This window comes from Rothia sp. HMSC065D02, from assembly GCF_001815285.1.
Taxonomy (GTDB): Bacteria; Actinomycetota; Actinomycetes; order Actinomycetales; family Micrococcaceae; genus Rothia; species Rothia dentocariosa.
The window spans coordinates 122499-134498 of sequence record NZ_KV820076.1 but is presented as its reverse complement, the minus strand read 5'-3'; the positions used below and the strand labels follow the sequence as shown (position 1 = coordinate 134498).

9 protein-coding genes and 1 riboswitch are annotated in these 12000 nt (G+C 54.4%); of the genes, 5 read left to right on the top strand and 4 right to left on the bottom strand.

All coding sequences use genetic code 11. The features are described from left to right. Nucleotides 1–618: 618 nt before the first annotated feature. The gene (locus HMPREF3016_RS11040; protein WP_168165979.1) at nt 619–780 is read right to left on the bottom strand and encodes a hypothetical protein; all 162 of its coding nucleotides are present in this window, start codon (nt 778–780) and stop codon (nt 619–621) included. Between the two features lie 907 nt (nt 781–1687). Then, entirely contained in the window at nt 1688–2884 is a 1197-nt protein-coding gene (locus HMPREF3016_RS03045; RefSeq protein ID WP_070740107.1) for a cytochrome P450, read from the bottom strand. Nucleotides 2885–3251: 367 nt separating this feature from the next. Between HMPREF3016_RS03045 and HMPREF3016_RS03040 the strand changes: the two genes are divergently transcribed. After that, a complete protein-coding gene (locus tag HMPREF3016_RS03040; protein ID WP_246828443.1) occupies nt 3252–3380 on the top strand; it encodes a cell division protein FtsL in 129 nt (42 codons plus the stop codon). Between the two features lie 130 nt (nt 3381–3510). After that, nucleotides 3511–3636 (top strand): antitoxin PHD, encoded by a 126-nt coding sequence (locus HMPREF3016_RS03035; protein WP_070740102.1) that lies wholly within the window; start codon nt 3511–3513, stop codon nt 3634–3636. Between the two features lie 116 nt (nt 3637–3752). On the opposite strand, the gene HMPREF3016_RS03030 is transcribed toward HMPREF3016_RS03035, so the two are convergent. After that, the gene (locus HMPREF3016_RS03030) at nt 3753–5234 is read right to left on the bottom strand and encodes a sugar porter family MFS transporter (protein ID WP_070740099.1); all 1482 of its coding nucleotides are present in this window, start codon (nt 5232–5234) and stop codon (nt 3753–3755) included. Between the two features lie 119 nt (nt 5235–5353). Further along, complete coding sequence (locus HMPREF3016_RS03025) at nt 5354–6355, bottom strand: aldo/keto reductase (RefSeq protein ID WP_070740096.1); 1002 nt, start codon at nt 6353–6355, stop codon at nt 5354–5356. Nucleotides 6356–6668: 313 nt separating this feature from the next. Next, a riboswitch (SAM riboswitch) is annotated at nt 6669–6777 on the top strand. 77 nt (nt 6778–6854) lie between these two features. Between HMPREF3016_RS03025 and HMPREF3016_RS03020 the strand changes: the two genes are divergently transcribed. The 3 genes from HMPREF3016_RS03020 (at nt 6855) to HMPREF3016_RS03010 (ending at nt 11930) form a co-directional block, all read left to right on the top strand. Then, nucleotides 6855–7766, top strand: coding sequence for a methylenetetrahydrofolate reductase (locus tag HMPREF3016_RS03020; protein ID WP_037286983.1), 912 nt, complete (start codon nt 6855–6857; stop codon nt 7764–7766). 42 nt (nt 7767–7808) lie between these two features. Continuing rightward, nucleotides 7809–10130, top strand: a complete 2322-nt coding sequence (metE, locus tag HMPREF3016_RS03015) for a 5-methyltetrahydropteroyltriglutamate--homocysteine S-methyltransferase (RefSeq protein ID WP_070740093.1) — start codon at nt 7809–7811, stop codon at nt 10128–10130. A gap of 360 nt (nt 10131–10490) precedes the next feature. Further along, a complete protein-coding gene (locus HMPREF3016_RS03010; RefSeq protein ID WP_070740090.1) occupies nt 10491–11930 on the top strand; it encodes an MFS transporter in 1440 nt (479 codons plus the stop codon). Nucleotides 11931–12000: the final 70 nt, after the last annotated feature.

Sequence of the window (12000 nt, the reverse complement as noted above, 5' to 3'; positions counted from 1 at the left end):
GCGAGCCGCTGCGCATATCCATAACGACTTTCCCAAACCGCGGCTCTGCACCGAAGCTACGACGCAGGAATTCCTCTGCTTGATCCGGGGAATACACCGAATCTATCACTGGATGGAACTTTTTCGCCGCTACAGCCTCTAAAGCCACTTCAAGGTCCGTTCATCACGGCTAGGGTTTTCATGCATACTCCTCACGGCTGCTTTTTCTTCCTGGTAATATAACTCCCAGTATCGGCCATCAGTCGAGATCAAATCCTCGTGACGGCCAACCTGTACCACCCGTCCGTGTTCCATCACCACGATCTGCCGGGCAGGGCATATTGCTATGAAATAGGTGAAATTATCCGTTCAAAAGCTAGATACAACATTAGGGATGACCTTAATGACGCACGACTAGAGAGGGTATAGAGCCTCGAAAAATAGACATCTCCAAATTTCAAAATGCCTAACACAAATTTTAACCGTATATATTTACTATCTTTTCGACATGAACAGTACAAACACTTTATTTAAAAACTATCAAATTAAATGCCCACTACACCTTCAGAAAGAAGGTATAGCGGGCATTTAATTTATAATATCTAGAAATGCTCTATGATTATTAATAATTATTATACACTATTTGCATTTGCGGTAGTACCAAAAGGTTTCGAGAAGGCCAGCCGGAGGCCACTCAGAACCTTCAACGCGACCCTTCATATTCTCACAGTAACCCGCACCATTTACGCCATTAAGCTCTTGGTCAGTGAGTTCCTCCAGGATGATATTATCATTGTGCACTGGAATTTCCTTTCAATTATTAAAAATTTCAGGGCAATAGGTATTAGATGAGAGGATCTCAACCTTAAATAAGGCATGCACTCATATGGCAACACCTACAAAATACCCCACTGGCATATCAGTAACATAGAATAACCTGAAATTTTTATTTAACTTTCAGACAGACTAAGTTAGCCGATACGTTAAACCTAGCAACCTCGATAACTGGTTTCAAGACCATCCATACGATAGTTTAAGAGAATCTGTGGTGAAATCAGTGTATAATATATTTTGTGTATAAAATATATTATACACTGATCGAAATTAGCATTTACATCGAGATATCAAGGTAGGATGAAAATTAATAACCCACCTTCATAAATAAATAACTATGTTCAAATACATGAAAATGAATAGTGTTTATAGACGAATATGTGTGCACAAAATATTTTTAAAAATTTTTCTCTAACTGTGGCATATCAGCTATCTGATTAATAAAATCATTAAGAACCTTACCCATCTTTCATAACCTAATTAAGGTACGCTATAAATTTTAGACAAGAATAAATAATCCTAATGAGCTAATATATACATGTATAAGGTTCATTAAAGCAGTCAATCATGTATATAATGTGTGTAGATTCAAAAGTTATCATCAACGGGAGGAAAGTACTATGACCTTGCAAGAGCTCAGCGAACAAGAACTTGAGCAAGTAAATGGAGCAGGAACCTGCGAGAACCTAAAAGCTCGTCTAGATGGGAAGATGTGGCCTCCGGCTACTCTTGCAGAATCCGTTTATTATTATTTTAACTGCTAATAGCAGCAAGGTTCTTTGTCAAAAAGTTTCTAGATAGTTATTTAAATATCTTTAGCAAAAGGTTAGTCCGAGACCATAAAATATGGTCTCGGACTAACCTTTATAGTTCCCTAACCAAACACCACCCTAACCATCGAGTAACCCGAGATCGGGTAGGTCGCGTTCTCGGTGGCGGGGGCATCCGACTCGTCACCAGGAACAATACTCTCGGTTGCCTTCAGCAGCTCCTCCATGAGCAGGCGCAGCTCCAAGCGGGCCAGCGGCGCACCCGGGCACACGTGAATACCGTCTCCATACACCAGGTTGCGGGACTGGTCACGATGCGGGTTATAGGCGAGCGCATCCTCGAACGCGTCCTCGTCACGGTTGGCACTCGACCAGTTAATCGTCACCCGAGAATTTGCCGGAATGGTGCGCCCGCCCAGCACGGTATCCTCGGTAGTCACGCGGCGGTTCGTCACCAGCGGGTCTTCAAGGCGCATAATCTCCTCAACCGCGGCGGCGATCTCCGCATACCTCTCCCCCAGTGAGTCACGCAGCCGCGCCTGCTCCTGCGGGTTGCGCGCCAAAAAGTTCACGATAATCCCGGCGCACGCCGAAACGGTCGAAAGCTCCCCCACCGTCCAGTTACGGATCAGGCTCACAATCTCTTCATCGGTCATGGTGCGCGGCTCTTGGCCGGGCAGCTGCACGGTGTCGGTCAGCAGCTCGGCGGTCACATCCTGCGGGTTCCCGGCGGCAGCCTGCTCGCGGCGCGCATCCAGAAGCTTACGAATATAGGTGTCAAACTCAAGGGCGACCTTGCCGATCTGCTCACGGTCGCGGCGCAGCGTAGCCTCGCGGTTCTTCTCAATCCACTCGATCAGCGGCTTCTCAAGGCTCGCGGGCCAGCCCATGAACGCATTCTGAATGCGCATCGCATAAGCCTGCGCGAACCCGTCCATCACATCAACCTCGGTGCCGCGCGGCAGATCAGCCACCAGGTTCTTGACGACCTCACGGATTTTCGGCTCGAACTCCTTCAGGCGCTCGGGGGTGAAGTATTTGTCGTTCACGGCGCGGAACGTTGTGTGTTCGGGCGCATCCATACCGTTTGGCACGGCAATGTGCCTCGTCGAGACGACATTCGAGTAAATTTCGGGATGATCGAGCACATGCTGCACATCGGCATTCTTGAACACGGAGTAGCCCATGAACTCGTCGTGCGCTACGGGGCAGCGGCGGCGCATCTCGTCATAAGCGGTTACCTGGTTCTTCTGAACCTTTTCGCTGCGCAAATCCCAATCATTTTTTACGTTGTCTGCCACGACTTTCTGCCTTCTAAAAGTCACAGGTATGCGGGTGCCGTCAAGTATGCGCGACCGTGCGCTATCCGTGGAGTCGGCAGCGGGAATATCGCGCGACGGCACCACAACCGAAGGATAGTTATAACATATTTGACACTATCACTTAACCCGCGCCCCCGCAGGATAGGAATGCCTTTGCTAGGTGGGTCTGCAAAGCCTAGAGCTATCACTGGTTTACTCCCGTAAGACGGTCATATACCGCACGTTTGCAGAATTTAACATATGCGTACAGTAAAGTTAGTAATGCTCTTTCTGCAGGGTAATCCCACAGCCACTTTGCGAAGAATATCCTGTGGAGATTCCCGGGGCGGAAAGGCGGTGGGATACGATGTCTTTCTACGACTACGTAGAAACGACCCAAGCGCTCTTGGTAAGTTTTGCCCTTACCGATGGAGCGGCTCAGGCCGTCTCGTACATCATGAGCTTTGCTTCAAGCCTCATTAAGCCTCTGAAGTAGTGCTCTACCTACCGGGAAGGCTCAGTAGTTACCGCTGCTGAGTCTTCCGCTGTACGCAGGTAACTTTGCGAAGATATGTTAAGACTAACACAAGCATTATCTATCAATAACATCACCTTGAGTAGGACATATGACTGATCTAGACCCCGTAGAAGAATACGAAGAGCTACTTGATATTGAGGCTCTGCGTAAAGCCCGTGCCGAAGATGATGGTTATCGCATCTCTCTTGAAGACTTTCTAAAACAGAATCCGTAAACCGCATCCAGCGGTGTTATTTATCCGTGAGCAGGTGGTTTTCGGCACGAGCAGGTCGGAAAATCCTACCTATTCGGCAAAATCCTACCTGCTCGCGTCCTAGCGAAGCCTCGCGTCTACCGAGTAGCCGCAAACGGGTATGCGGCACCCGAGATAACGCCCGCCTCCACGTCTTCCAGGGTTTTGCCGCGGGTCTCGGGCAGGTTACGCCACATGAGCACGGCAATTAGCACGTTCACCACCATGAACCCGAAGAATGAGCCGGTCAGTCCCAGTGCACCCAGAATGACCGGGAATACGAGGGAAAGCAGACCGTTCATCATCCACCCGCAAAATGCGGAAAGGCCCATGCCTACCGCCCGCACCCGAAGCGGGAACAGCTCGCTCATCAGCACCCATGTCGAAACGTTCAGGCAGGTCTGCATCGACCCCACGAACCCAACCACAAGCGCCAGAATAATATAGGGACGCGCGGGGCTGCCCTCCGGCAGGAGCATAGACGCTACCCCGATCAGCAGGTGGAAAAACGCGGTCAGCGAATACCCAGCGATCACCATCGTGCGGCGGTTCACGCGCTCCATCATGCGCAGCGAAAAGATTGAGCCGACCACGGCGATAGCGCCCGGCGCGATATTCGCAATGAGAGCCGAACCCTCGTCAAATCCGGCCTCTTTGAGCACCTTAATGCCGTAGTACATGATCGAGTTGATACCTGTGAGTTGCTGCCCGGCACCCACCAAAATACCGACCAGCAGAATCCGCACAAACCATTTTTCACGTAGGATTTTACCCGTGCTGCCCCTAGCCTTCGTACCGATTTGGGTGCGGGTTTCCTCAAGTGAACGCGCGATGTCCGCAATTTCGGCATCGGCACGTTCGGCGGGGCGGATGCGCCGCATAATAGCGCGCGCATCCTCGGTGCGCCCCTGGGCGATAAGCCAGCGTGGGGATTCGGGCATGCGCAGCATACCGATGAAAAGCGCGAGCGCAGGCAGAGCGCAAACGGCGAACATCCACCGCCATACGCTGTCGTGTTCACCCCAGAGGTTGCCAATGATGGCATTCACGATGAACGCTGCGAGCTGCCCGCCGACGACCATGAGTTCGTTACGCCCGGAGAGTGATCCGCGAATTTCGTAGGGTGCAAGTTCGGCGAGGAATACAGGCACAACTGCGGATGCGCCTCCCACAGCGAGCCCGAGCATCGTGCGGCCCATCAACAGTACAGCAATGCTGGGGGTGAAAACGCATGCGAGCGCGCCCGAGATGAAGAGGATTGAGAGTCCGATGATGGTTTTGCGTCGCCCGATGGCATCTGAGATACGCCCGGTGACCATGGCTCCGAGGGCGGCAGCGAAGGCGAGGGAGCCTGTGACCCAGCCTTGAATGGTGTTGTCCATGCCGAGTTCGCGGCTCATGGGGTCGAGGGCACCGTTGATAACGCCGGTGTCGTACCCGAAGAGGAGCCCGCCGAAGGTTGCCACCAGCGCGATAACGCCTAGGCGGCGTGTGTGTGCGCCCTGCCCGAGCGGGGGTAGTGCACTGGCGCGATTCGGCGGCTCGGTGGTGATGCTCATGCGGATATTTTTGTCTTTCATGAGGGTCTTGTACGGCACAGGTTGAGAGACCGCACAGTCTTTAAACGCTTGCTGGCTTGGGTATATTCCCGATTAGTTATATTCCCATTTGGCTATATTCGCAGTGGCGAAGGAGGTTGTTAGAAAAGTGCAATGCTTTCAGGCGCTGGGAAAATCTCGTTGAGCCGCGCCAGTTCTTCATCGTTGAAACGCACGCTTGCGGCCTGCGCGTTTGCGCGTACCTGGTCGGGGGTGGTTGCCCCGGCGATCACGCTGGCGACGGGGTTCTGCTGTTTGAGCCAAGAGATGGATGCTTGAACCTCAGAGATCCCCAGATCGACGCAGAATTCGCGGTAGGCATCGAGTTGTTCCCAATCGGCTTGCGCGAGTACCTGCGCTTTGGAGTGCGACAGACGTGACCCTGCAGGGATGCCGTCGCGGCGGTATTTTCCGGTCAAAAGCCCGTTGGCGAGCGGGAAATACGGGAGAACCCCGAGCCCGAAGTGGCGGGCGGCGGGAAGAATTTCGAGTTCGGCACGGCGATCCAGCAGGTTGTAGTGGTTTTCGGCGGCGATAAACCGCTCAGTGCCGAGTTCGCGGGCGAGGTGCTCGGCGTGGGCAAGCTGCCACCCCGCAAAGTTGGAGTGCCCTAGGTAACGCACCTTTCCGCTGGTCACGAGCGTGTCGAGAGCAGATAGGGTCTCTTCCAGCGGGGTGTTCTGGTCGGGGCTGTGGTAGAAATACAGGTCAATGTACTCGGTTCCCAGGCGGCGCAGTGAACCTTCGACGGCACGTATGATGTATCGGCGTGAGCCGCGCGCATCCCAGTCGTTGCCGTTGAGGGTACCAGTAGGGAGCCCAAATTTGGTGACGATGATCAGGTCATTGCGGTTGAGGTTGAGTTCGCGCATCGCGGTACCGAACATGGTTTCTGACAGCCCGGGTTCGGCGCCGTATAGGTCGGCAATATCGAAGAAGCCGATGCCCGCCTCGACTGCGGCGGCGATCACGGCGTTGGTGCCTTCCTGAGTTTGAGTGGGGGTGCCGGGGCGTCCCAGGTTGTTGCAGCCGATACCGACAGAGGGCACGACCAGCCCGGAGTTACCCAGGCGTGCATATGCGGGAGATTCGATGCGTTCCATACGTTTACTCTACCGTGTTTGACAGTACATGGTCGCAACATGACGTTCACGGCGCTCTGCAATTCTCCCGCGAGCAGATAGTTTCGTGACGAGCGGATAACATTCCGCTACTGTTCGTCGAAATATTATCTGCTTGCGGCCAAACTTGCGGCCAAATCAGGTGGAGGTTTCAACGCGCTGACCCGCACCGCCGCGAACCCGTATGACGTATTGTTTCGCCGCATCCCACAAATATTAAGCGGTTATGACCGCTCGACGACATGTGCTGACATATTCTTGCTGGCACCGCGCATCCTGCCTAGAATAGGAACGTTATCTATCCAGAGCGACCGAGAGATCTGGCTCTTAGACGTCGCAGCAACCTCGCCAGCCTCCACCCATGGGGTGGACGGACAAGGTGCTCCCGCCAGAACCGATAGAAGTGAATTCCCTTCGCGTCTTGCTAAGATTTGGCGTACCTTCGGGCACGCTTCTATCGGGTGAACACGGAGGAATGAAAATGACGACAGTTCACCCGGCTCTTTCTTACGAGCTGTATCCGCCACGGTCGCACGCAAGCTGCGATTCCCTGCTCAAAACCATTGCCGAGCTTGAGCAAACCAACCCGGATTATGTTTCCGTTACCTATTCGGGCGATGCGCAGCGCCGCCAAAAGACGCTGGCTCTGCTCGATCACTTGGTGCATGAAACCTCGCTGAATCCGCTGGCGCATCTAATCTGCGTGGGGCATTCCGTGGCCGATTTGGAACGCTCGGTTCGTCTGATTCTGGGGCTTGGAGTACGCGGGTTCTTGGCGCTGCGCGGCGATATTCCACCCGAAAACACGCGCTCGCTTGAGCTGCCTTTTGCCCGCTACCTGGTGGAGCTGATTCGCAGGGTGGAACGTGAGGATTTCGCGCATCTTGCTGCGGGGAAGGTGTCGATTGGGGTTGCGGCATACCCGCATAAGCACCCCGAGTCTTCCTCGCTTCTTCAAGACATTGAGATTCTGCTTTCAAAGCAGCGTGCCGGGGCGGATTTCGCCATCACCCAGGTTTTCTTTGAGACCGAGCGCTATTCGGGGCTGGTGGATGCGGCGCGCCTTGCCGGGGTGGAGATGCCCATTATCCCCGGTATTATGCCCGTTACCTCGCTGACTCGGCTGACGAAGCTGTGCGAGCTTGCCGGGCTTGAAGTACCGCGCGAGCTGGCGCATCGCCTGGAAACCGCGAGTGAGCCGCGCGAGATGCACCGCATCGGCGTGGAACATGCGCTCGACCAATGTCGCAAGGTGCTTGATGCTGGCGCCCCCGGCCTGCATTTCTTCACATTTAACGAGCATGAGGCTGTGCTGGACGTCCTCGAAGAACTCGACGTTCCGCGCTACTCGAACCGTTTCAAACTCCCCCTAAGCGATCTTCAATACCTCTAAACTCCCCTTTTATTTGACACCCTCCCACAGTAAGGAACTAGGATGACCCACACCCCATTCCCCGCAGCAACCATCGTCGGTTACCCCCGCGTGGGCCGTTTCCGCGAGCTGAAGAAGGCACAGGAAGCGTTCTGGAAAGGCAAAATCACACAGGATGAACTGCGCCAGGCGGCCGCAGATGTGCAGCGCACCTACTATGACCGTGTGATCGAGCGCGGTCTTAGCGCAACCGATTCGTCTATCCCGGCGACTTTCTCGTACTACGATCAGGTGCTCGATGCCGTGCGCCTTTTCACCCTCGTGCCCAAGCGTCTTGCCGACGCCAAGGATGCGCGCGGCCTGCTCGATCTGCCCGGGTACTTTGCTCTAGCGCGCGGCACCGAGACGCTGCCTCCGCTGGAGATGACGAAATGGTTCGATACGAACTACCACTACCTGGTGCCCGAGATCGGTCCGGATACCGAGATCAAGCTGAATCTTGAAGCTATTGACGAGCAGCTTGAAGTCGCCAAGGAACATGGGGTGACGGTGCGCCCGCAGCTGGTCGGCCCGCTCACCCTGCTTCTCGGGGCAAAAGCCGAACAGGGTTCGCCCGAAGGGTTCACACCGCTGGATCGCCTGGACGATTTCGTGAAAGCCTACCAGCAGGTGCTCGCCGAACTGGCAGCACGCGGCGTGCAGTGGGTGCAGCTCGACGAACCCGGCCTGACCGTGGACCGCGACATTCCCAACGCCAAAATCGCCGAATTGGCGTGTAAAACTTACACCGCGTTGGCAGCCGAAACGAACCGCCCCGCAATCCTGGTGACAAGCCCCTACGGCAATCTGCGCGAGAACCTGCCCGCACTGTTAGACACCGGTATTGAGGCGCTGCATCTCGATCTGGTTTCCACGCTCTACGATGCCGAGGCGCTGACCGCCTTCAAAGACTCCGGCGTAACCCTGGTGGCGGGTGCCATTAACGGGCGCAATATTTGGCGCGCCGACCTGCGAGCGCTCCTGCACGCACTCCAGAACATTAACGGCGGTGCGGCGGCGGTTGCGTCCTCAACCTCGCTGCAGCATGTGCCGCACGATCTTGACCTTGAAGACCCTGCCGATGTGCCCGTAGACGGTCTGGCTTTTGCCGACCAGAAAGTCGCCGAGATCGTGACTCTTGCCCGCGGTCTTGCCGACGGTGAGTCTGCGGTTGAGGCAGAGTTGAAGACCGCCGACGAAGCGCTAGCACGTTTCACAGCGGATCCGCGTAAGCATAATGCGGCAATCCGTGAGCGTGCCGCATCCGTGAAACCGCAGGATTTTGAGCGTCCCGAACTGAAGACCCGCCGGGATGCCCAAGCCGATCTGAATCTGCCGAAGCTGCCGACCACAACCATTGGTTCGTTCCCGCAGACCGGCGATATTCGCCGCCACCGTGCAGAGGCACGTGCCGGTAAAATCACGCAGCAGCAGCTTGACGAGTTCCTGCGTGAAGAGATCGCCTCCGTTATTAAACTCCAGGAAGATTTGGGCCTGGATGTGCTCGTGCACGGCGAGGCCGAACGTAACGACATGGTGCAGTACTTCGCCGAAAATTTCGATGGTTTCGCCACGACGAAGCACGGCTGGGTGCAGTCCTATGGTTCACGCTGCACCCGCCCATCGGTGCTGTTCGGCGATGTGAAACGCTCAGGTGAAGGGCTGCGCGGCGAGGCCGTGACCGTGCCCTGGATTTCCTACGCCCAGTCGCTCACCGATCGTCCCGTTAAGGGCATGCTGACCGGCCCGGTGACTATTCTGGCTTGGTCGTTCGTGCGTGATGACCAGCCGCGCGAGGAAACCGCGAATCAGGTTGCATTGGCGCTCGCCGACGAAATCGCCGATTTGGAAGAGGCGGGCATCCGCATTATTCAGGTGGATGAACCGGCACTGCGTGAGCTTCTGCCACTGCGCCGTGATGAGCAGCCCGCGTACCTGAAGTGGTCGGTGAATGCGTTCCGCCTGGCGACGAGCGCGGTCGAGGATAAAACTCAGGTTCACACCCACCTGTGCTACTCGGAGTTCAACGAGATTATTGATTCGATTAATGCCCTGAATGCGGATGTGACCAGTATTGAGGCTGCGCGCTCGCATATGGAGCTGCTGGCCGATATTCCCGAGAGCTATGTTTCGGGGCTGGGCCCGGGCGTGTGGGATATTCACTCGCCGCGTGTGCCTTCGCAGTCCGAGGTTGAGGAGCTGATCCGTGCCGCGATTGGGTACGGAACCATCTCTGACCTGTGGGTTAACCCGGATTGCGGTTTGAAGACCCGCGACTACGAGGAGACAAAGAGGACGCTGGAGAACGTAGTGTCCGCCGCGAAGAAGGTTCGGGCGAGCCTGTAGTCTCTGGCGCGGAGCCTCTCCCCTACCCCTATAAAGTGCCTTAATTACAGGCTTAAACAATCACAATAATTCCGCGAGCAGGTGGTTTTTGGTTCGAGCAGGTAGGATTTTCCTACCTTATCGGCAAAATCCTACCTGCTCGCGGTTATATAGAGGGTATGCACATCCAACATAGGCATTTATGTTCCCTAAGACATAGTCCTATCTCACATAAATAAAAAAAATTTACTGTTTTGACAGCCTAAAATTGTTATTCACAGAATAATCATTCTGAACATATGTTCACTTCTAGTTTAAGTGACCTGTACATATGCTCTTAAAATTACTATTTCTATAGGTATCTATTCCTAAAATGCGAGCATGACTACTACAGATTCTCCAAAGAAGAAGGGTTCTGTACCCCGCTGGCTTGCTATCCCGACAGCAAAACCTCAACTGAACACGGCAGAGGTCGCGGCGAAGTACCCACGCCTACGTTTTCAGGTTTTTATGGGTATTTTTATCGGGTACGCAACGTTTTATCTGATTCGCAATAACGTTCCGCTTGTTACGCCGATTCTGACTCATGAGCTCGGTTTTAGTAATGCGGCTATTGGTGCGCTTTCTACGGCATTACTTTTAGCCTATGGTTTCAGCAAATTCTTTACCGCTATGATTTCTGACCGCTCTAACGCGCGGTTATTCCTCCCCATAGGATTGGTGCTTTCTGGTATTGCAAACGTTCTGCTTGCTATAGCCGGGTACATGGGATCCGGTGCGGCAGCTGCAGGATACGGGGCCGCAATCGCATCCACCATGGCCGCCATTATGGTCTTCAACGGTATCTTCCAGGGTATGGGGTGGCCGCCCTCAGGCCGCGTGCTCGTGAACTGGTTCTCAACGAGCGAGCGCGGGTCTAAGGTTTCTCTCTGGAATACCGCACATAACGTTGGTGGTGCGCTCTCGGGTCTTTTGGTCGCCTGGGGTTTCACGCTCTTCGGTAAAACTTGGCAGGTTGCTTTTTGGTTCCCCGCCGTGATTAGCTTTGTGCTTGCTTTTGTGGCGTGGCTGCTGATTCGCGATAATCCGGAGGCTGAGGGTCTGCCCACTATTGACGTGTACCGCAACGATCCCCACAAGGTTGAGTCCACGGACGAAGACCGTTCTGAATCAACATGGACGACTATTCGTAAGCATGTGCTGACTAATTCGACCATGGTGTATCTGGCTCTTGCTAATGTCTTTGTGTACACGCTGCGCTACGGTGTGCTGGTGTGGGCTCCTAAATATCTGCACGATGTGCGCCACGCCTCCCTTGAGGGCGGTATCGCCGGGTTCTCAATCCTGGAGCTTGCCGGTATTGGCGGCACTATTCTCTGCGGTTTCGTCTCTGACTACGTCTTTAAGGGGCGCCGTTCACCCGCGGGTATTCTCTTCTTGATTGCTACCGTAGGCGCTATTTTGCTGTATTGGCTGCCTTCAGCCGATGCTCCGCTCATTATCGCCTATATTGCGTTGGCGCTGATTGGCGGTCTGATTTATGGGCCGGTGATGCTGATCGGTTTGCAGGCTATCGACCTGTCGCCTTCACATGTCGCGGGTACCGCCGCAGGATTTACCGGTCTTTTCGGGTATGCTCTGGGCGCTACGTTGGCTTCTACCGGTATCGGCATCATTGTGGATCACTGGGGCTGGAGCACCGCCTTCATCTTCATGATCGTATGCTCGGGACTGGCTATTGTGTTCCTCTGGCTTGTTAATGGGGCCGAGAAGCGCATGATGGCTGAGAGGGATAAGAAACTCGCTGCAGAAAACGCATAGACGTAATTTCAGTTTCCGCGAGCAGGTGGTTTTTGATTCGAGCAGGTAGGATTTTCCTACCTTATCGGCA

What these genes read in the sequence shown, in the direction of transcription:
- HMPREF3016_RS03040 (WP_246828443.1), top strand. Translation starts at nt 3,252, where the DNA reads ATGTCTTTCTACGACTACGTAGAAACGACCCAAGCGCTCTTGGTAAGT.
- HMPREF3016_RS03035 (WP_070740102.1), top strand. Translation starts at nt 3,511, where the DNA reads ATGACTGATCTAGACCCCGTAGAAGAATACGAAGAGCTACTTGATATT.
- HMPREF3016_RS03030 (WP_070740099.1), bottom strand. Translation starts at nt 5,234, where the DNA reads ATGAAAGACAAAAATATCCGCATGAGCATCACCACCGAGCCGCCGAAT.
- HMPREF3016_RS03025 (WP_070740096.1), bottom strand. Translation starts at nt 6,355, where the DNA reads ATGGAACGCATCGAATCTCCCGCATATGCACGCCTGGGTAACTCCGGG.
- HMPREF3016_RS03020 (WP_037286983.1), top strand. Translation starts at nt 6,855, where the DNA reads ATGACGACAGTTCACCCGGCTCTTTCTTACGAGCTGTATCCGCCACGG.
- metE (WP_070740093.1), top strand. Translation starts at nt 7,809, where the DNA reads ATGACCCACACCCCATTCCCCGCAGCAACCATCGTCGGTTACCCCCGC.
- HMPREF3016_RS03010 (WP_070740090.1), top strand. Translation starts at nt 10,491, where the DNA reads ATGACTACTACAGATTCTCCAAAGAAGAAGGGTTCTGTACCCCGCTGG.